The following is a 19,908-nucleotide window of genomic DNA, read 5'->3' on the forward strand; positions in this document are numbered from 1 at the left end:
ACTCACCCCCCGACGCCCCGCCCCGCACCGGGCGGAGGCGCCGGGGGCGTGAGTCGTGCCACATCCACCCGCGGTAACACGGGGTTCACATACGGGCAACGGACGGGAAATCGCCCGTTGACACGCTGCACGGCAGTAGACGCGGCGTCCAGTGCCGCAGCGCCGCAGCACCCGCAAGTGCGCCCAGACCCACCCCGAAGGATGTGGCCCCGTGACCTTCAAGGCTGAGTACATCTGGATCGACGGCACCGAGCCGACGGCCAAGCTCCGTTCCAAGACGAAGATCATCACGGATGCCCCCGCCGGTCTGGACGCCCTGCCGATCTGGGGCTTCGACGGGTCCTCCACCAACCAGGCCGAGGGCAGCTCCTCGGACTGCGTGCTCAAGCCGGTCTTCTCCTGTCCCGATCCGATCCGCGGCGGCGACGACATCCTGGTGCTGTGCGAGGTCCTCGACACGGACATGACGCCGCACCCCAGCAACACCCGCGCCGCGCTCGCCGAGCTGTCCGAGCGGTTCGCCGCGCAGGAGCCGATCTTCGGCATCGAGCAGGAGTACACCTTCTTCAAGGGCGCCCGTCCGCTCGGCTTCCCCGAGGGCGGCTTCCCGGCCGCGCAGGGCGGCTACTACTGCGGTGTCGGCTCGGACGAGATCTTCGGCCGCGACGTCGTCGAGGCGCACCTGGACAACTGCCTGAAGGCCGGTCTGGGTGTCTCCGGCATCAACGCCGAGGTCATGCCCGGCCAGTGGGAGTTCCAGGTCGGCCCGCTGGCGCCGCTGGAGGTCTCCGACCAGCTGTGGGTGGCCCGCTGGCTGCTCTACCGCACCGCCGAGGACTTCGGCGTCTCCGCCACCCTCGACCCCAAGCCGGTCAAGGGCGACTGGAACGGCGCGGGCGCGCACACCAACTTCTCCACCAAGGCGATGCGCGAGGGCTACGAGGCGATCATCACCGCCTGCGAGTCGCTCGGCGAGGGCTCGAAGCCCATGGACCACGTCAAGAACTACGGCGCGGGCATCGACGACCGCCTGACCGGCCTGCACGAGACCGCCCCGTGGAACGAGTACTCCTACGGCGTCTCCGACCGCGGTGCCTCGGTCCGCATCCCGTGGCAGGTCGAGAAGGACGGCAAGGGCTACATCGAGGACCGCCGTCCCAACGCCAACGTCGACCCGTACGTGGTGACCCGCCTGCTGGTGGACACCTGCTGCTCCGCCCTGGAGAAGGCCGGCCAGGTCTGATCCGCGCGGTCCCGGAAAGGGGCGCCCGCCTTCGTGGCGGGCGCCCCTTTCGGCGTCGTTTTCCGGCCGACGAGGCGTCAGGGGACGCCCGGAAAGACGTCCAAGCAGTGAGAGGAGTCTCCTGTCCCGCGCGGACGTCTGCTTCAATGGACCCATGTCCGCCTTCCAGAAGCACGCCGCGACGGGTCGCCACGACCTCGAGCCCTTCTGGCCTTCCCGTCAGCACCACGACTTCGACCGGGTGTGTTGCCGCGCGACGACCGCGCCGGCCCTGTGAAGCCGTAGTCCCGGCTTTCGCCGACGCGCACGACGTACGTCCCCGACGCCCCGGCCGCCGCGCCGCGGCCGTCGTCCTCCCGACGAACTCCTCGCGCGAAAGAGCTGACCTCTCATGGCGACCACTCGTTCCCTCTCCACCGCTCCCGTCACCGCCCCCTCCCCCGCCGCCCCGGCCCGCCACCGGCTGCGCGCCGTGGACCGGGACGAGGTGGTGGACGTCACCGACTTCCTGCCGCCGGGCGCCACCTGGCTGCCCGCTCCCCCGCACACCCTGCCCACGCTGCCGGGCCGGCCGCCCATGGTTGGCTACCTGGTGCTCGTCCCCGCCGACCAGCAGCCGCCCTTCCCGCCGGTCGCCGTGCCCGCCACGGCGCGGCAGGACGGCGAGGAGGCCGGCGCCCTCGGCGACGACCCGCTCGTCCGGATCGACGCCGCGCGCCGGACCGCCTCCGTGGACGGACGCCAACTCGACCTGACCTACCTCGAGTTCGAGCTGCTCGCCCACCTCGTCGCGCACCCGCACCGGGTGCACACCCGCGACCAGCTCGTCACCACGGTGTGGGGCTACGGCCACGTCGGCGACGGCCGCACCGTGGACGTGCACGTCGCCCGGCTGCGCCGCAAGCTGGGCGCCGAGCACCGCCGGACCATCCAGACCGTACGGCGGGTCGGCTACAAGTACACCCCGCCCACCGGCCGCTGAGGACGCCTGAGCTCTGCTGTCGGCAGAGAGCCGTTCCCCCGGGCCGCAGCGCCGGGCACAGTGACCGCATGAGGCTACTGGTGCTGGGCGGTACGGAGTTCGTGGGGCGGGCCGTGGTGGAGGCCGCGCTCGGGCGGGGCTGGGAGGTGACCGTCTTCCACCGGGGACGGCACGCTCCCCCGCCCGGGGTGCGGTCGCTGCACGGTGACCGCACCGACCCCGACGGGCTCGCCACCCTCGCCGAGGGCACCTGGGACGCCGTCGTCGACACCTGGTCGGCGGTGCCCAGCGCGGTGCGGGACTCGGCGCGGCTGCTGGCCGGCCGCGCCGGACGGTACGTGTACGTGTCGAGCTGCTCGGTGTACGCGTGGGCCCCGCCCGCCGGGTACGCCGAGGACGCCCCGCTGGTCGAGGGCGCGGCGGCGGACGCCGGGCAGAGCGACTACGCCCGGGACAAGCGGGGCGCCGAGCTGGCCGTGCTGGACGCCTTCGGCGCGGACCGCTCGGTGCTCGTGCGCAGCGGCCTGATCCTCGGCCCGTACGAGAACATCGGGCGGCTGCCGTGGTGGCTGAACCGCGTCGCGCGCGGCGGGCCGGTGCTCGCGCCCGGACCCCGGGACCTGCCGCTCCAGTACATCGACGTCCGCGACCTGGCCGACTGGACCCTGGGCGCGGTGGAGCAGGAGCTGAGCGGGCCCTTCAACCTGGCCTCCGCGCCGGGGCACACCACGATGGGCGCCCTGCTCGACGCCTGCGTCGGGGTCACGGGCGCCGCGGCCGAGCTGCGCTGGACGGACCCCGGCACCGTCCTCGACGCCGGCGTCCAGCCGTGGACGCAGCTGCCGGTGTGGGTGCCGCCGGGCAGCGACCTGCACGACGCCCTGCACACGGCCGACGTCTCCCGCGCCCTGGCGACGGGCCTGCGCTGCCGGCCGGTCGCCGAGACAGTCGCCGACACGTGGACCTGGCTGCGGGACATCGGCGGGACGGCACCGCAGCGCCCCGACCGGCCGCCGGTGGGCCTGGACCCGGAGACGGAGACGAAGGTGCTCGCGGCGGACGGGGGTGTACCTGGCACCACCCCCTGACCGGGGGGCCCGGCCCAGTGACCCGTCTGGCCGGCTCCGCGAGACTGGGGCCATGAGCTTCGAGACGACGAGCGACGGTGGCGGCGGGATGCGGGTGCGGGACGTGGGCCTGGCGGCCGTGCGGGGGCTGGCGCTGGCGCTGATCTGCCTGCCCGGGGCGGTGCTGTGCTTCGTCCTGACCCTGGTGTCGGTCGCGCTCGTCCCCATCGGCGTCGGCATCGTCACCACCCCGTGGGTGCTGACGGGGGTGCGGTACTTCGCGGACCGGCGGCGGCTGCTGGCCGCCGAGTGGGGCGGGGTGCGGATCCCGCGGGCGTACCGGCCGCTGCCGGCGGACGCCAACCCGTGGGCCCGCACCTTCGGCATGCTCCGCGACCCGGCGACCTGGCGTGACTTCCGCTGGCTGCCGGCCGACATGACGGCGGGCTTCGTCCTCGCCCTGCTCGCCTTCGCGCTGCCCCTGTATCCGCTGGAGGGGTTCGTGATCGCGGCCGGGCTGTGGCGGGTCCTGCCCGACGGGTACTGGTACGGGTTCGTGCACGTCACCGACCAGACCTCCGCGTACTACGCCGCCGCGCTGGCCGTCGTCCTCCTCGTCCCCGCCCTCTGGCTCGCCCCGCGCGCGCTGCACGCCCACTTCCGGCTCACCGCCGTCCTCCTCGGCGACGGTGACGTCGAACTGGCCGAGCGGGTGCGGGTGCTGACCGAGACGCGCCGCGACGCCGTCGACACCTCCGCCGCCGAACTGCGCCGCATCGAGCGGGACCTGCACGACGGGGCGCAGGCCCGGCTGGTCGCCATGGGCATGGACCTCGGCACCATCGAGGCGCTGCTGGAGAAGGACCCGGCGAAGGCCCGCGAGCTGCTGGCGCAGGCCCGGCAGTCCTCCGGGGAGGCGCTGACGGAGCTGCGGGAGCTGGTGCGCGGCATCCACCCGCCGGTCCTCGCCGAACGCGGACTCGGGGACGCCGTAAGGGCGTTGGCGCTGCGGCTGCCCCTCCGCGTCGAGACGGAGGTGGACCTGCCCGGCCGTGCGGAGGCGCCCGTGGAGGCGGCCGCGTACTTCGCGGTCAGCGAGCTGCTCACCAACGCCGTGAAGCACTCCGGCGCCGACCGGATCTGGGTCGACGTCCACCACGCCGACGGGCGGCTGCGCGTCTCCGTCACCGACAACGGCAAGGGCGGTGCGGCGGCCGGTGCGGGGACGGGGCTGGCCGGGGTGGAGCGGCGGCTCGGTACATTCGACGGCGTCCTGGCCGTCAGCTCCCCGGCGGGCGGCCCCACCATGGTCACCATGGAGATCCCTTGCGCGTTGTCCTAGCCGAAGACCTGTTCCTGCTGCGCGACGGGCTGGTCCGGCTCCTGGAGGCCCATGACTTCGAGATCGCCGCGGCCGTCGAGACCGGGCCCGAGCTGACCCGGGCGCTGGCCGAACTGGAGCCGGACGTCGCCGTCGTCGACGTCCGGCTGCCGCCGACCCTCACGGACGAGGGCCTTCAGTGCGCCCTGGAGGCCCGCCGCAACCGCCCCGGGATGCCGGTGCTGGTGCTGTCCCAGCACGTGGAGCAGCTGTACGCGCGGGAGTTGCTGGCCGACGGCAGCGGCGGGGTGGGGTACCTGCTCAAGGACCGGGTGTTCGACGCGGAGCAGTTCGTGGACGCCGTACGGCGGGTGGCGGCGGGCGGTACGGCGATGGACCCGCAGGTCATCCAGCAGCTGCTCAGCCGGCGTGCGGCGGAGGACCGGCCGCTGGAGCGGCTGACGCCCCGGGAGCTGGAGGTGCTGGAGCTGATGGCGCAGGGGCGGACCAACGCGGCGATCGCGGGCAAGCTCGTCGTCACCGAGCGCGCGATCGCGAAGCACACCGCGAACATCTTCGCCAAGCTGAGTCTGGAGGTCTCGGACGACGACAACCGCCGTGTACTGGCGGTTCTGGCCTATCTGGACCACGGCCGCTGAGTCACACCGGCCCCACCGGACTCCTCAATTGCCGGTACGGGTGAACACCTCCGGAGCGGCTTCCGTATGGAGGGGAGCCGCTTCACTCCTGTCGGGCGCCTCGATGCCCCGCAAGGAAGTCAGAGGAGTTCCATGGGACGCAACACAAGAAAACGCCGAATGCCGCTGGCCGCGAAAGCCGTTGCCGGGGCGGCGGCCCTGGCGCTCGGTGGGGGCGGGCTGGTCTGGGCGAACTTCTACGCCTCGGCCCACGAGGAGCACGGGGGCCACGACCGGACGCGGTCGGCCGCGGCGCAGGTCGCCACCATCGACTGCCCCGACGTGGGCCAGCGGATGTCCGGTGTGCCGGACCGGGCCCGCGGGGAGGTGGACGGTGAACTGGCCACGCTGGACAGCCAGATCACCGACGCCTATCAGCGCCTCGCCACCACGCGGCGCGCGCAGGCCGGTGACCCCCGGTACGTCGACAACGACATCCTCGGGCCGCTCAGGGACCGGCGGAAGGTGATCATCGACCGGATCCAGCTGGAGATCAACCGGGCCGGCGGCCGGGCGGACGACAACCTGGACGACCTGGCCACCTGCCAGGGCCGTCCCGCGGACCGGCCGCAGGACGGCAACGGCGGCGACGGCCAAGGCGGCGACGGCGGCGGTCAGGACAACGGCGACCAGGGCGGCGACGGCGGTCAGGACGGCGGCGACGGCCAGAACCAGGGCGACAACGGCAACGGAGCCGCGGGCCCCTTCGCCGACGACTTCGTCGACATCAACGACGTGCAGCCGGGCTCCCGCGGCCTGGAGAACGGCCTGGCCGCCGACGGGGACGGCGGGTCGACCGGCACGTTCACCGCCGTGTGCGGCGTCAACGAGAACAACCTGTTCAACAGCGACAACCTGATCGTGGCCCCGGGTGTCGACAACGGCGCCCACCACACGCACGACTACGTCGGCAACCAGAACAACAACGCCTTCTCCAGCGACGAGGACCTGGCCGGCGCGGACACCTCGTGCCAGAACCAGGGCGACAGGTCGACGTACTACTGGCCCGTGCTACGGCTCCAGGACGGCACCGCGGAGTTCGACGCGGGCGACCTGGGCGGCGGCGCCGAGGGCAACGTCGGCAAGATCCTCAAGGCCTCCCAGGCCGAGATCAAGTACGTGGGGAACAAGCGGAGCGAGGTCGTCGCGATGCCGAAGTTCCTCCGGATCATCACCGGTGACGCCAAGGCCTTCACCAACGGTGTCGCCAACGCCAACAGCTCGTTCAGCTGCACCGGCTTCGAGGACCGGCAGGTGACCGACAAGTACGTGATCTGCCCCGAGGGCAGCCAGGTCGTGCGCACGTCCAACTTCCAGAGCTGCTGGGACGGCCAGAACATCGACAGCGCCAACCACCGGGACCACGTCGCCTTCGTCCGCGAGGACGGCAGCTGCCCGGACGGCTTCCAGGCCATCCCCCAGCTCCAGGTCCGGCTGGTGTACGACGTGCCCGCCCCCACCGTCGAGAACGGCCAGGTGCAAAACCCGTACGCCGTGGACGGCTTCCCGGAGCAGTTGCACAAGCCGATCACCGACCACAACGACTTCATCAACGTCATGGACGAGAACCTGATGAACAAGGTGGTCGGCTGCATCAACAGCGGCCGGGACTGCACGTAGTCCCGTCGATGACGGAACCGGGAGGGCCGGTGGCGGACAGGACATCCGCCACCGGCCCTCCCCGCGGGCTTTCAGCCGCCGTGACCGGCGTGGCCGGCCTCATGGGAGCCGCCCCCGTGCTGCGTCCCCTGCTCCAGGGTGCCGCCGAGCCGGCCGCGCAGGCCGGACACGACGTCCTCGTGGCCGACGGCGACCCACTTGCGGCCGACGAGGTAGTAGCCGCCGTAGTCCTTCGCCGTGTCGATCCACTCGCGCTGTCCGCGGTCGGTGGCGAAGGTGGCGAGGATGTACTTCTCGTCGCCCTTGACGCAGATGGCCTGGCGGATGGTGTCCGCGTCGGTCTGGAGGTCCGGGTCGCACTCGGCCTCGGCGGCCAGGTGCTCCAGGCTCCCGGTCGCCGTGTCCGGCACGGCCTCACCGTCCCCCTCGGACGCGCAGCCCGCCAGCGCCAGTACCGTCACCGCTCCGGCCAGCGCGAGCAGCGGTCGGGTCAGCCTCATGTGTTCCTCCGGTCCCTTCCGGCGACATGCCGCACGGAGCCCCGGCAAGGGGCCCCGGCCATCGATACGGCGGCGGGGCGCGAAGCACTCAACGGCACCCCGGGTGACCCCGGGCCGACTGGCTCGTTCTGCTGGACGTGCAGTCACAGGATGTCGCCAAACGCCATGCACCGTCCGCCGGTGACCCGGTCGTCGATGTCGAGCAGGCCGAGGCCGCGCTCGTCGAGCACTATCCGGGCCTGGTCCGCCTCGCCTACCTGGTGCTGCCGCCCGATCTCGGCCGCAGCCGCCGGGTGCTCACGGCGCACGCCCTGACGCAGCGCGCGCTGCCCGGCGCCCGGACGATGACGCCCGTGATCCCGGCCCAGTCGACCGGCCGCGAGGGCGACCCGGGGTACGCCCTGGTGCGGCTGCGGGTCGTGCGGACGGCCCTGGAGGCGGGGCGGCCGCTGCGGCGCCTGGCGTGGCCCAGGCGGTCCCAGCTGCCGCCGCTGCTCCCGCACGTGTGGGGGCTCAAGCTGTTCCCGCGTTCGGGCGGCGCCGACGAACTCGCCCTGGACCAGCGGCTGTCCGCGCTGTCCGGCCCGGCCCGGGCGGCGTACGCGCTGCGCGGTCTCGACCGGCTCCCGGACGGCGACGTACGGCGCGTGCTCACGGCCGCCGGGGTCGCCGAGGCCGAAGCGGACGCCGCGCTGCGCGAGGCCGACGAGGTGGCGGACCAGTACGCGCTGCTCGCTTCCCCCGAGTTCGACCCCTGCTCGCTCCAGGCCCGGCCCACCGATCTGATGCGGCGCCGCCGGCACACGAAGGCCGCGCTGGTCGCCGGGGCGGCGCTGGTGGTGTGCGGGGCGCTGCTGAGCCTGCCCGGCGACGGCTGGGGCCCGGACGGCGCCGCCGCCCCGGCGTACGCGCGCAACCCGGCGGCCGAGGCCGCGCTCGACCCGGGCCGGCTGACGAGGGCGGCGCCCACCGCCTGGAAGACGTCCGCGCGCACCGACTTCTCGGTGTGGCCGGCACGTGGCGCCCTCGCCGGCGACGAGAAGCTGCTGCGCCGCGCCCTCGCCGTCTGGGCCCGCCCCGGCGGGAACGTACGGGTCTCGGCGACGGCCGGCACCGCGAGCGGCGGCCCCGCCGGACCGCCGCAACTGCTGTACGCCGGGACCGTCGACACGGCGCACGTGGTGATCCTCTACGACGGTCTGCGCATCGTCCGGTACGCCGAGCCGAAGGACGGCACGGCGGGCGCCGCGCTCGACTTCGCGCGGGCCGACGGGGCCGGCCGGACGGAGGCGACGGCGGTGGTGCTGGGCCGGGCCGACGGCAACGTGCGCTATCTGACGGCGCCCTGGGTGACGAAGGCGGCCGAGCGGGACCTGGTGAAGCCGCGGTCCGGGGCGATGGACCTGACGCTGACCGACGGGGTGACCTCGCCGCTGGCCACGCCGGTCCAGCGCACCGGGGACTGCACGTCCTGGAACGTGCTCCAGCTGACCGACGGCTCGCACACCCGTCTGATGAGCGACCTCGGCGAGCTGGTCCCGGCCCGCCTCACCAGCGGGCGGCCCGGGAAGACCAAGGACGCGTCCGGTGCCGGGGCGCTGCACACCTGGGCGCCGTACGCGTGCTCCCTGGGCGCGGTGCGCGGGCAGGGGGTGCGGTCGGTGAACGCCTGGGAGTTCGCGAGCCAGCCGCTGCCCGACGACACCGGGTCGGGCGAGTGGGTGTGCACGCGGGCCGAGACCTGGCGGGGGGACGGTGCGCGGGTGATGGCGCAGTTCCGGACGCCGGGCGGGAAGCAGGGCGCGGTGGCCGCGAAGGCCGAGGACGCACCGGCGTGCGGCAAGCGCGACCCCCATGTCCTCGCCGGGGTGCTGTGGAAGTCGGAGGGCGGGCACTGGTACCTGCTGGCCGCCGGCGGCCGGGACACCGAGTCGATCGAGGCGACGGGCGGGGTCAGCGGCTCCGCCGACGGCAACCTGCTGACGGCGAAAGCGAAGCAGGGCGCGCAGGCCGAGCTGAAGGGCACCCTGACGGACGGACGGACGCTCGGCGGGTTGGGCTAGCCCGCTTGCTGACGCCAGCGTCAACAAGTCGCCGCACAGGGGTTCCTGGCGGGCCTACTCGTCAGTACATTGACGGTATGTCTAACAAGCATGTCTCCACGCTGAAGACCCTGGTGGTGGTGGCCGGGGCCGCGCTGGTCGTCCGGCGGGTGGTGCGGGGCCGGGGCCCGGACCCGTCGCCGAGGGCGGCGTCCGCGGCGAAGGCCACGGCCTCCGGGCGGTCCGCGGCCCGTGGCCTGACTCTGCTGGTCACCGCGCACGAGCGCCTGGCCGACGGGGTCGTCGGGATCCGACTGGAGGGCCACGACCTGCCGCGCTGGGAGCCGGGCGCCCATGTGGACCTGGTCCTGCCGTCCGGGCTGGTCCGCCAGTACTCCCTGTGCGGCGACCCGGAGGACACCTCGTCGTACACCGTCGCCACGCGGCTGGTCGAGGACGGGCGGGGCGGCTCGCGCGAGGTGCACGAGCAGGTGCAGAAGGGCACGGAGCTGGAGGTGCGCGGACCGCGCAACCGCTTCCCGCTGGTCGAGGCGCCCGCGTACGTGTTCGTCGCCGGCGGCATCGGCATCACCCCCGTCCTGCCCATGCTGCGGGCGCTGCCGGAGGGCACCGAGTGGCGGCTGCTGTACGGCGGGCGGACGCGGGCCTCGATGCCGTTTCTGGAGGACGTCGAGAAGCTGGACGCCGATCGGGGAAGGGTCACCGTGGTCGCCGAGGACGAGGACGGGCTGCCGGACCTGGACGCCTTCCTCGCGGACCTCCCCGAGGGGGCGGCCGTCTACTGCTGCGGCCCCGAGGGCCTGATGGCGGCCGTCGAGGAGCGGCTCCCGGAGGGCACCGCGCTGCACCTGGAGCGGTTCGCGCCGCGCACGACGGCGGGCGGCGACGGGGAGTTCGAGGTCGAGCTGCACCGCAGCGGGCGCACCCTCACCGTGGCCGCCGACTCGTCGGTGCTGGCCGCCGTGCGCACCGCGCTGCCGAACACGCCGTACTCCTGCGAGCAGGGCTGGTGCGGGACGTGCCAACAGACGGTGCTGGAAGGGGAGATCGACCACCGGGACGAGCTGCTCACCGACTCGGAGCGGGGCGACTCGATGCTCATCTGCGTCTCGCGCTGCCGGGGGACGCGGCTCGTGCTGGACATGTGAACGCCCGCGCCCGATCCGGCCCGTTCAAGGGCTGGATTCGATCGGTAAGGTGTTCGTATGACTACCGGGGTACGCCGCAGAATGGGCGTCGAGGAGCGGCGGCAGCAGTTGATCGGCGTCGCGCTCGATCTGTTCAGCCGCCGCTCGCCCGACGAGGTCTCCATCGACGAGATAGCGTCGGCCGCGGGCATCTCGCGCCCGCTGGTCTACCACTACTTCCCCGGCAAACTCAGCCTGTACGAGGCCGCGTTGCGGCGCGCGTCCAGTGATCTGGCGGCCCGGTTCGTGGAGCCGCGCCAGGGTCCGCTGGGGGCGCGGCTGCTGCGGGTGATGGGCCGCTACTTCGACTTCGTCGACGAGCACGGCCCCGGCTTCTCGGCGCTGATGCGCGGCGGCCCGGCCGTCGGCTCGTCCACGACGAACGCGCTCGTCGACTCCGTACGGCAGGCCGCGTATGTCCAGATCCTTTCGCACCTGGACGTCACCGAGGCGCCCGCCCGCCTGGAACTGGTGGTCCGCTCCTGGATCTCGCTCGCGGAGTCGACGGCCCTGATCTGGCTGGACGGCCGCCGCATCCCCCGCGCCGAGCTGGAGGTGCAGCTCGTCCACGACTTCGCCGCGCTGCTGGCGGTGAGCGCGGCCCACGACGAGGAGATGGGCGCCCTGCTGCGCGGCGTCCTGAAGGACGAGCCGGCCGACGGACCGTTCACGGACCTGGTCGGCCGGCTGACCCGGCTGGCGTCGTAGCTCAGATCTCGGCCTTGCGGTAGGACGGGTCGAGGTCGCGGACCTCGGCCGACAGGTGGAGGGTGACGCCGTCCCTGGGCGGGACGTGCTTGCGCAGCAGCTCCACCACGGCCTCGGTGAGCCGTGCCTTGGTCTCGTCGGAGCGGCCGGCGAGCAGGGCGATCGAGACGTCCACGATGGCGTGCCGCTCCTTCTCGGCGCCGACGACGTCCTCCTCGCCGCGCAGGACCCGCGTCTTGCACGCCTCCAGTCGCGCGGCGGCCGTCTCGACGACCAGCGGGTGCAGGGCGACCGCCAGCTCCTCCCAGTCGACGTCGTCCAACCAGGCGGAACGCTCGATGGTGATCTGCGGCATGGGTGCTCCTGTTCTACGGCGGACAGGAGCACCCTAGCCGGGACGTCCCGCTAGCCCGCGCGGGTGAAGACCGCGACCGTGCGGGCCGGGACCGTGAAGGTGCCCGAGTCCTCGGCGTAGGCGGCCCTCTTCACGACGGGATCGGCTCCGGACGCCTGCACCGGGTGCAGCCGGTAGCCGGTGCCGGCCGCGTCGCCCAGCCGCTGCCGCTGCTCCTCGGGGGTCGCGTTGAAGACGACGACCAGGTCTCCGAGGCGCATGGTGATCACGCCGGGTGTCTCGTCCTTGCCGGAGAGCGGGAAGGAGAGCCGGGACTGCACCTGGCCGGCCGTGGCGAGGGAGAAGTCCTGCTCGCCCGTACGGATCCTCAGCAGGTCCTGGTACGCCGCCGAGGCGCCCCGGATCTGCGGGCAGCCGACCTTGACCGAGGTCAGCAGGGGCTTGGCGTACGGCCACTTGTCCTGGTTGTCGGCGGCCGGCGGCAGTCCCCGGCCGAAGCCGTTGCCGTCGGCGCAGTTCCAGTGGAGGGCGTTGAACCAGTCGCCGCTGTCGTAGGAGTTGCGGTCCAGCGACTTGGAGCGCAGCAGGTCGGTGCCGGCCTGGGACAGCGCCGGACCCTGCGAGAGGGCGGCCGTGGCCAGGGCGAGGACCTGCATGCGGGCCCGGTCGTCGGCGGACGTGCCCTTGGGCAGCTTGAACGCGAGCGCGTCGAACAGGGACTCGTTGTCGTGGGCGTCGGCGTAGGCGAGGGCGTCGCCCGGGGCCTCGGCGTAGCCGGCGGGGGCGCCGTTGTAGTCGACGTCGGAGCCCTTGACCTCCTTGCCGTCGGTGTCGGTGAAGCGGTACGCGGCGAGGTTGCCGCTGAGGCCGACCTTGATCAGGTCCTGGTAGTGCAGCAGGCGGGCCTTCTGCTCGGCCTCGGTGCCGTTGGCGGCCGAGGAGTTGGGGTCGGTGTAGAGGCCGGAGGCGAAGCCCTGGACGCCGGGGTCCTCGTCGAAGGGGCCGCCGCCGCGCACGGCGTCGCGGGCCCGGTCGGAGAACGTGGCGATGCCGGTGCCGGCCATGTTCTTCTGCGTGGCCTGGACGAAGCGGGCGTCGTCGGCAACCTCGCCGAAGTTCCAGCCCTCGCCGTACAGGATGATCTTCTTGCCGTCGACGCCGTCCTCGGCGAGGGTCAGCTCGTCCAGCGCCTTCCTGACCGCGAGGATGTTGGCCTTCGGGTGGTGGCCCATGAGGTCGAAGCGGAAGCCGTCGACCTTGTACTCCTTGGCCCAGGTGACGATCGAGTCCACGACCAGCTTGCCCATCATGGCGTTCTCGGTGGCCGTGTTGGCGCAGCACGTGCTGTTCGCGACCGAGCCGTCGGCCAGGAGCCGCTGGTAGTAGCCGGGGACGATCCGGTCGAGGACGGAGGTGTCCGCCTGGCCGCTGGCCGCCGTGTGGTTGTAGACGACGTCCATGACGACGCGCAGCCCGTCGTCGTTGAGCGCCTTGACCATCTTCCGGAACTCGACCGTGCGCTCGGTGCCGTCCGGGTCGGTGGCGTAGGAGCCCTCGGGGACCGTGTAGTGGTACGGGTCGTAGCCCCAGTTGAAGGCGTCCTTGGCGGCGGCCTTCGTCACGCACTCCTGCTGCTTGTCGGAGTCGGCCGGGTAGGAGGCGAGGTCGCAGTCGGGCGTCGCCTGGTCGGACTTCTTCTCGGGGATCGTGGCGATGTCGAAGGCGGGCAGCAGGTGCACGTAGGACGTGCCGGCCTTCGCCAGTTCGCGCAGGTGCTTCGAGCCGTCGCTGTCCTGGTCGGTGAAGGCGAGGTAGGTGCCCCGGTGGTCCGGTTCTGCCGTGCCGTCCGCGACGGAGAAGTCACGGACGTGCAGCTCCTGGATCTGGGCGTCCCTGAGCGGCACCGCCTTCGGCTTCCGGTACGTGTCCCAGCCGCGCGGGGCGAGCGCGCGGTCACCGAGGTCGACGACGAGGCTGCGCTGCGAGTCGGTGGTCAGGGCGAGGGAGTAGGGGTCGGTGACCCTGTTGGTGACGACCTTGCCGGCGCTGGGCGCCCACACCCGGACGACGTACCGGTAGGGCTTGTTCTTCCAGGACGCCGGGCCGGTGACGGACCAGACGCCGGTGGCGTCGTCGCGGCGCATGGCGACCGTGCGGCCGTCGATCTCCAGCGTCACGTCCTGCGCGGTCGGCGCCCACACGGACAGCGTGGGCTTGCCGTGGCGGAACACCGGGCCGAGGGCCGACTTGGTGGCGCCGGCGTAGAGGTCGTCCAGGGCGCCGGCGGTCTGGACGCCGGTCGCGGCGAGCACGGCACCGTTGGCGGCGTGCTGGGCGGCGACGACCTGGCCGCGCAGGGCCTCGCGGACCCGGCCGCGGTCGCGCGGGTCGACGGACCAGGCGGTGTACGCCTTCAGGTGCGGGAACTTCGCCTGTTGGGCGTCGGTGAGAGTCGTCTTCGTCAGGCGGAGCCACTGGGCGTCGTCGGCGGTGAGGGTGCCGTCGACCGCCTTGACCGAGCCGTTGCGGGAGGCGAGCAGCTGGGTGGAGGCGGCGCCCTCGGAGCCGTTCCAGGCGACGGTGTCCCGGTCGATCCAGACGGCCTTGGAGGTGGTGAGGTCGACGGCGGCGGCCGAGCCGGCGGGCTGCGGCAGCAGGTACTTCTCCTGGCCGCTCACGAGCCACACCTCGTGGCCGTTCGCCGTGAGGTCCAGGGCCTGGTCGGTGGGCAGGTCCTTCTCGTCGCCCTTGTGGAGGATGTAGCTGAGGCTGGTGGCACCCTCGGTGAGGGGCACCTCGTAGACCGCGCCATAGGAGTCAGTCTTCACCGGTGCGAGCGGCTTCGACCAGTCGGTGGGGTTCGCGGCGCCGCCCCAGACGTGCAGGCCCCAGCCGTCGTAGGCGCCGTCGGCGCGGTGGTAGTGCAGGACGGCCTTGGTGGTGTCCTGGGCCGGGTACTCGGGCCGTTCGGTGGCGGTCTGCTCCTTGCCCTGCTCGATCCACACCTCGCCCGTCTGCGTCACGTCGATGGTGCGGTCGGCGGCGACGTCCTTGTTGCCGTCCTTGTCGATGACGAGGAAGCCGACGTGGGACGCGCCCGGCTTGAGCTTGACCCAGGCGAAGGCGCCGTAGGCGTCGCGGCCGGTGAAGGGATGGGTGGCGGGCCAGGTGGTCGCCTCGCCGTCGGCGAGGTCGCCCCAGGCGTACAGGCCCCAGTCGCCGTAGTTCCCGTCCTCGCGCTTGTAGTGGACGATCGCGTAGTCGCGGGAGGCCGCGGCGGGCGGCTGCTCGACGGGCGGGGTGCCGGTCGTGGAGGCCGCCGTGGCGCTCGCGGTGCGGCCCGCGGAGTCGACGACGACCGCCTTGTAGCGCAGGGCCGTGCCGGCGGGGGTGTCCGCGCCGATGGTGTCGGTGACCTTGTAGGGGGCGTGGTCGGCGGAGCCGAGGGTGCGCCACTTCCCGTTGCCGGTCTGGGCGGCGAAGACGACGCGGTTGAGCTGTCCGCCGGTGACGTCGGCCGTCAGCTCGACGGTGCCGGTGGCGCCGGGCTCGGGCGCGTGGAGGGCGACCGCGGGCTTGGTGGCGGGCGCGGCGAGCCTGCCGGCGGCCTTGAGGACGATCGCCGAGCCGGCGGGCACGGTGACGGTGACCTTCGTGTCGCCGCCGGAGCGCACGGTGGCGTCGGTGCCGTAGAGGCCGCGGAAGGTCATGCCGGGCGAACCGGTGGCGAAGGTGGCCGTCTTGGCGGCGTCGGCGTTGTTGAGGGCGACGACGTACTCGGTGCCGGTCTTCGCGTCGGTGCGGGAGAAGGCGTAGACGCCGGCGCCGTCGGCGGCGTAGCGCTCGGTCTGGACGCCGTCGGCGAGGGCCGGGTTGGCCTTGCGGAGCTTGGCGAGGGCGCTGATCTGCCGGTACAGGGGCGCGCTCGGGTCGTAGGCGGCCACGGCGTGGGTGCGGTCGGTGCCGAGCTGGTCGTCGTCCAGGTAGTCGGCGGTGCGGGAGGCGAACATGGGCTGGCGGGCGTCCTTGTCGCCGCCGGCGCCGGTGAAGCCCTGCTCGTCGCCGTAGTAGATCACCGGGTTGCCGCGGCTGAGGAACATCAGCTCGTTGGCGAGCCGGTCCTTCTTCAGCAGCTCCGCGTCCGTGGCCTTCGGGTCGTCCTGCTTGAGGAAGGTGCCGAAGCGGCCCATGTCGTGGTTGCCGAGGAAGGTGACCTGCTCGTACGCGTTGGCCTTGTCGGTCGTGTACTTCCAGTCGTCACCGAAGACCGAGGCGAGCTTCCTGGCGCTGCCGCCCTGGGAGGCGTAGGCGCGGGCCGCGTCCTGGAAGGGGAAGTCGAGGGTGGAGTCCAGGCGGCCCTGGGTGACGTACGGGGAGGTGACGGAGGTGTCGGCGGAGTAGACCTCGCCGAACATGAAGAAGTCGTCGCGGCCCCGCTTCGCCGCGTAGGCGTCCAGGGCGGTCGCCCACTGGGTCCAGAACTCCATGTTGACGTGCTTCACGGTGTCGATGCGGAAGCCGTCGATGGCGAAGTCCTTCACCCACCGTTCGTAGATCTTCTCCATGCCGCTGACGACCTCGGGCCGTTCGGTCCACAGGTCGTCCAGGCCGGAGAAGTCGCCGTAGGTGGTCGACTCGCCGGCCCAGGTGGAGTCGCCCCGGTTGTGGTACATGGCCGGGTCGTTGAGCCAGGACGGGACCTTGAGGTTCTTCTTCGCGGCCGGGACCGTCGGCGTGCGCGGGAAGGAGCCGGCGTCCACGCGGGGGAAGCGGCGGGAGCCGTCGGCGTAGTCGGCGTCGTCGAAGGGCTGCCCGTCCTTGGTCAGGTAGGGGAAGGCGCCCTTGGAGAGGTAGTCGTAGGACTTCTCCTCGTAGTCGACGACGTCGGCGGTGTGGTTGGTGATGACGTCGAAGAAGACCTTCATGCCCTTGGCGTGCGCCTTGGAGATGAGGTTCTTGAGGTCCTGGTTGGTGCCGAAGTGCGGGTCGACCTGGGTGAAGTCGGTGATCCAGTAGCCGTGGTAGCCGGCCGAGGCGTTCTCGCCGGTACCCTGCACGGGCTGGTTCTTGAAGATGGGCGCCATCCAGATGCCGGTGGTGCCCAGGCCCTTGATGTAGTCGAGCCGGTCGGTGAGGCCCTTGAGGTCGCCGCCCTGGTAGAAGCCCTTGTCGGTGGGGTCGTAGCCGGTGGTGAGGCGGGTGCCGGTGAGGCCGCCCTTGTCGTTGCGGGTGTCGCCGTTGGCGAAGCGGTCCGGCAGGACGAAGTAGAACTGCTCGCGGGTGAGGTCGTGGCGGGCGGCGGTCTTCGCCAGCTTCGCGTCCGACGGGGGCGCGGGCGGGGCGTCGGCCCGCGCGGCGGGGGCACTCAGGAGTGTCGCCGCGAGGGCGGCGACGGTGACGGCCGCTGCCCCTGCGGACGCGGCGGTTCGGCGCTTCACAGGCGCCGGCCATCTCGGTATCACCGGTGTGAACTCCTTGCGGTTGCGGCTCTATCGGGTCCGACCCCGGCGTGACGGTAGCGCCGCCGCAAGAGTTGCGGCAAGGGTCATGAAAGTAACGGAAAGAAATTTCACGACCCTTGCCCATGAGGTCCGTCAGCAGGCCGACTTGCCCGCGTACAGGGCGAGCGCGGTGTTGGCGCCCAGCGTCGCGGTGAACTGTCCGGAGCCGTTCACGCTGACCGTCCTGTTGCCCTGGACGTCGCAGTACGTCCCGGCGGGCAGCGAGGTCTGGTAGGTGCGGTTCAGCGAGCCGGACTCGTGGTTGACGGCGACGAAGCCCTTGCTGCCGCGTCCGAAGGCGATGGCGTCGTTGCCGTTGTCCCACCAGTTCGTGACCGCCTGGCCGCGGGTGGCGTTGCGGAAGGCGACCATCGACCTGATCTCGGGCCAGACGTGCTGGCACTTCCAGCCGTCCTGCCAGCAGGCGTTCACCCGGCCACCGTTGGGGGGTCCCGCGTCGGCGCTGGACCACTCGTAGCCGGAGTTGACGTCGGGGGCGCCGTAGGGCCAGGCCAGCATGAAGACGTTGGCCAGGGTGTAGGTGGCGTTGTCCTTGTAGTTGAGGGTGGAGCCGTTGCGCTCGGTGTCGTGGTTGTCGACGAAGACACCGGCGGAGCCGCTGCTCAGATACCCCCAGCCCTCGCCGTAGTTCTTCAGGTAGGCGAGGTTCTCGCTGTTGAAGACGCGCTTGAGGTCGTAGGCGTAGCGGAACTCCTGCACGTCGCCGTTGCCGGTGTACTCGGTGGGCTGGACGGCCTCGCCGGCTCCGTGGATGACCTCCTGCTTCCAGTACACGGACGGGTTGGACAGCCGGGACTTGATGTTCGCCAGGTCGGCGGCCGGGATGTGCTTGGCGGCGTCGACGCGGAAGCCGTCCACGCCGAGGGAGAGCAGGTCGTTCAGGTACCCGGCGATGGTCTTGCGGACGTACTCCTCGCCGGTGTCCAGATCGGCGAGGCCGACCAGCTCGCAGTGCTGGACGTTGTACCGGTCCTGGTAGTTGGTGATCTGCGCGGTGCAGTCGTCGAAGTCGTACGAGGAGTACAGCCCGGGGTAGGCGTACTTGCTGTACGACGAGCCGCCGGTGCCGGTGCCGCTGCCCGCGGACATGTGGTTGACCACGGCGTCGGCGACGACCTTCACACCGGCCGCGTGGCAGGTGTTCACCATGTTCTGGAAGGCGGCGCGGTCGCCGAGCCGTCCGGCGATCTTGTAGCTGACGGGCTGGTACGAGGTCCACCACTGCCCGCCCTGTATGTGCTCGGCGGGTGGGGAGACCTGCACGTAGCCGTAGCCGGCGGGGCCGAGGGTGCTGGTGCACTCCTTGGCGACGGAGGCGAAGTCCCACTCGAAGAGGACGGCGGTGACGTCCTTGGCGCCGGGCGGGGACGCCTGTGCGTTCGTTGGGGCCATGACAAAGGTGGCCGCCGCCAGAGCGACGGCCCCCGTGAGGGCTCTGCGTGCCATGTGGGGGTTCCTTCTTCGTTGAAGGCTCTTGCTGAAAACTTCAGCAAGGTTGCGGGTGACGCAGATGGTAGGACCCACCGGGCTGAAAGGACACCACCCGGACCGAAATCGATCCGGGAAAGCGCCCGTTGTCAGTGCCCGCCCGCATACTGCCGCCATGCGGATCAGCGAGGACACCCTCAGACAGGCGTGGCACCGACGGGCGTCGGAGACGTACCTGTTGGACGACGACATGTTCCCGCCCGTGTGCGCCTCGTACGAGCAGTACGAGGACCACGAGCTGGACGAGACCAGCGGCCTCCACCTCGTGCTGGAGGACGACGGCTCGGTCTCCGGCTATGCCGGCCGGTACGACCACGTCTTCCTCACCCGGGACCTCGACGAGACGCTGTACCGCATCGCCGAGGAAGCCGTGCGACGGCATGCCGAGTCCGTGACCGGGCGGGCCGCGCTGCTGGACCGGATCGACCCCGCGTGGGGACGCCGGTTCCGCGGCGGCGGCGTGGACGGCTCGGAACCGGCGGAGCCGTGCGGACTCGATCCCCTGGAAGGCTTCGCCTGGATCGCCGGCTCCTGGCACGACCAAGAGCCGTACACCACCCTCACGTTCTTCCGCGGCGGGCAGGCCGACGCCGAACGGATCGCGCTGCTCCACGGGGCCGACCCCGAACAGGTCGCCGCCGGTACCACCCTGGCGGACCTGCGCGGCATGGAGGGCGACGAGTGGGACACGCTCTGGCGGTCCTGCGCCTACGGACAGGCGGGCGACTGGGCGTTCCTGCTCCACCACGAGAACTCGCCCGGCACCCCGGGCGGACGGGAGGCCCTCGCCGCGCTGGGGATCACGGAGACCGTACGGCTGAGCGCCTGTTCCGCGAAGGCCATCTACACCTTCGACTACCTACGCGACGGCCGCCGCGTCGAGGACGACGAGAACGGCGTCATCGAGATGATCTGGTACGACCACGGCCGCGCCCCTTTCGACCGGGGCGGCCCGCTCGACTTCCTCAACCGCGCCCTGCGCCGTGCCGAGCTGGACCACCCGGAGCTGGAGGACGAGTTCGCGCTCTACTTCCACGCCCTGGAGACGTCGCTCGGCCTGGGCCTGCCCCGGCGGGCCATCGAGGAGGGGACGGTCCGGGCCGCCCAGTGGGCACGTCACGCCGGATGACGGACGTGCCCCGTCGGCGGCGGGC

The 19,908-nt window shown here is 72.1% G+C and carries 14 protein-coding genes; 10 read left to right on the plus strand and 4 right to left on the minus strand.

The features are described from left to right. The first annotated feature begins 211 nt into the window (after nt 1–211). From glnII to GTW67_RS17845, 6 genes are all read left to right on the plus strand, one after another. On the plus strand, nt 212–1,243 hold the full coding sequence (glnII, locus tag GTW67_RS17820) for a glutamine synthetase (protein ID WP_161165813.1): 1,032 nt from the start codon (nt 212–214) through the stop codon (nt 1,241–1,243). 391 nt (nt 1,244–1,634) lie between these two features. Next, entirely contained in the window at nt 1,635–2,225 is a 591-nt protein-coding gene (locus GTW67_RS17825; protein ID WP_161165814.1) for a winged helix-turn-helix domain-containing protein, read from the plus strand. Nucleotides 2,226–2,293: 68 nt separating this feature from the next. Continuing rightward, nucleotides 2,294–3,313 (plus strand): SDR family oxidoreductase, encoded by a 1,020-nt coding sequence (locus GTW67_RS17830; protein ID WP_161165815.1) that lies wholly within the window; start codon nt 2,294–2,296, stop codon nt 3,311–3,313. Between the two features lie 52 nt (nt 3,314–3,365). After that, nucleotides 3,366–4,634: a sensor histidine kinase gene (locus GTW67_RS17835; RefSeq protein ID WP_161165816.1), complete on the plus strand. Its 1,269-nt coding sequence runs from the start codon at nt 3,366–3,368 to the stop codon at nt 4,632–4,634. Next, nucleotides 4,619–5,272, plus strand: coding sequence for a response regulator (locus tag GTW67_RS17840; protein ID WP_161165817.1), 654 nt, complete (start codon nt 4,619–4,621; stop codon nt 5,270–5,272). Before GTW67_RS17835 ends, GTW67_RS17840 begins: the two co-directional genes overlap by 16 nt. A 132-nt stretch (nt 5,273–5,404) precedes the next feature. Next, a complete protein-coding gene (locus tag GTW67_RS17845; protein ID WP_161165818.1) occupies nt 5,405–6,931 on the plus strand; it encodes a DUF1996 domain-containing protein in 1,527 nt (508 codons plus the stop codon). 71 nt (nt 6,932–7,002) lie between these two features. Here GTW67_RS17845 and GTW67_RS17850 read toward each other — a convergent pair whose 3' ends face one another. Then, entirely contained in the window at nt 7,003–7,431 is a 429-nt protein-coding gene (locus GTW67_RS17850) for a hypothetical protein (RefSeq protein WP_161165819.1), read from the minus strand. Between the two features lie 137 nt (nt 7,432–7,568). On the opposite strand from GTW67_RS17850, the gene GTW67_RS17855 reads away from it, so the two are divergent. The 3 genes from GTW67_RS17855 to GTW67_RS17865 all read left to right on the plus strand — a co-directional run bounded on the left by GTW67_RS17855 (nt 7,569) and on the right by GTW67_RS17865 (nt 11,389). Further along, on the plus strand, nt 7,569–9,494 hold the full coding sequence (locus GTW67_RS17855) for an amino acid adenylation domain-containing protein (RefSeq protein ID WP_161165820.1): 1,926 nt from the start codon (nt 7,569–7,571) through the stop codon (nt 9,492–9,494). Nucleotides 9,495–9,571: 77 nt separating this feature from the next. After that, nucleotides 9,572–10,642, plus strand: a complete 1,071-nt coding sequence (locus GTW67_RS17860; RefSeq protein WP_161165821.1) for a PDR/VanB family oxidoreductase — start codon at nt 9,572–9,574, stop codon at nt 10,640–10,642. Between the two features lie 57 nt (nt 10,643–10,699). Next, a complete protein-coding gene (locus GTW67_RS17865) occupies nt 10,700–11,389 on the plus strand; it encodes a TetR/AcrR family transcriptional regulator (protein WP_161165822.1) in 690 nt (229 codons plus the stop codon). A 1-nt stretch (nt 11,390) separates the two neighbouring features. On the opposite strand, the gene GTW67_RS17870 is transcribed toward GTW67_RS17865, so the two are convergent. The 3 genes from GTW67_RS17870 to GTW67_RS17880 all read right to left on the minus strand — a co-directional run bounded on the left by GTW67_RS17870 (nt 11,391) and on the right by GTW67_RS17880 (nt 18,712). After that, nucleotides 11,391–11,744: a 5-carboxymethyl-2-hydroxymuconate Delta-isomerase gene (locus GTW67_RS17870; protein ID WP_161165823.1), complete on the minus strand. Its 354-nt coding sequence runs from the start codon at nt 11,742–11,744 to the stop codon at nt 11,391–11,393. A gap of 50 nt (nt 11,745–11,794) precedes the next feature. Continuing rightward, on the minus strand, nt 11,795–17,206 hold the full coding sequence (gene pulA / locus GTW67_RS17875) for a pullulanase-type alpha-1,6-glucosidase (RefSeq protein WP_161165824.1): 5,412 nt from the start codon (nt 17,204–17,206) through the stop codon (nt 11,795–11,797). A gap of 132 nt (nt 17,207–17,338) precedes the next feature. Further along, nucleotides 17,339–18,712 carry an alpha-amylase gene (locus tag GTW67_RS17880; protein ID WP_161165825.1) on the minus strand — a complete coding sequence of 458 codons (1,374 nt, stop codon included), beginning with the start codon at nt 18,710–18,712 and terminating at the stop codon, nt 17,339–17,341. Nucleotides 18,713–18,869: 157 nt separating this feature from the next. Between GTW67_RS17880 and GTW67_RS17885 the strand changes: the two genes are divergently transcribed. After that, nucleotides 18,870–19,883, plus strand: a complete 1,014-nt coding sequence (locus GTW67_RS17885) for a hypothetical protein (RefSeq protein WP_161165826.1) — start codon at nt 18,870–18,872, stop codon at nt 19,881–19,883. Nucleotides 19,884–19,908: the final 25 nt, after the last annotated feature.

Source organism: Streptomyces sp. SID5910 (genome assembly GCF_009862125.1).
GTDB lineage: Bacteria > Actinomycetota > Actinomycetes > Streptomycetales > Streptomycetaceae > Streptomyces.

What these genes read in the sequence shown, in the direction of transcription:
- GTW67_RS17825 (WP_161165814.1), top strand. Translation starts at nt 1,635, where the DNA reads ATGGCGACCACTCGTTCCCTCTCCACCGCTCCCGTCACCGCCCCCTCC.
- GTW67_RS17830 (WP_161165815.1), top strand. Translation starts at nt 2,294, where the DNA reads ATGAGGCTACTGGTGCTGGGCGGTACGGAGTTCGTGGGGCGGGCCGTG.
- GTW67_RS17835 (WP_161165816.1), top strand. Translation starts at nt 3,366, where the DNA reads ATGAGCTTCGAGACGACGAGCGACGGTGGCGGCGGGATGCGGGTGCGG.
- GTW67_RS17845 (WP_161165818.1), top strand. Translation starts at nt 5,405, where the DNA reads ATGGGACGCAACACAAGAAAACGCCGAATGCCGCTGGCCGCGAAAGCC.
- GTW67_RS17850 (WP_161165819.1), bottom strand. Translation starts at nt 7,431, where the DNA reads ATGAGGCTGACCCGACCGCTGCTCGCGCTGGCCGGAGCGGTGACGGTA.
- GTW67_RS17860 (WP_161165821.1), top strand. Translation starts at nt 9,572, where the DNA reads ATGTCTAACAAGCATGTCTCCACGCTGAAGACCCTGGTGGTGGTGGCC.
- GTW67_RS17865 (WP_161165822.1), top strand. Translation starts at nt 10,700, where the DNA reads ATGACTACCGGGGTACGCCGCAGAATGGGCGTCGAGGAGCGGCGGCAG.
- GTW67_RS17870 (WP_161165823.1), bottom strand. Translation starts at nt 11,744, where the DNA reads ATGCCGCAGATCACCATCGAGCGTTCCGCCTGGTTGGACGACGTCGAC.
- GTW67_RS17880 (WP_161165825.1), bottom strand. Translation starts at nt 18,712, where the DNA reads ATGGCACGCAGAGCCCTCACGGGGGCCGTCGCTCTGGCGGCGGCCACC.
- GTW67_RS17885 (WP_161165826.1), top strand. Translation starts at nt 18,870, where the DNA reads ATGCGGATCAGCGAGGACACCCTCAGACAGGCGTGGCACCGACGGGCG.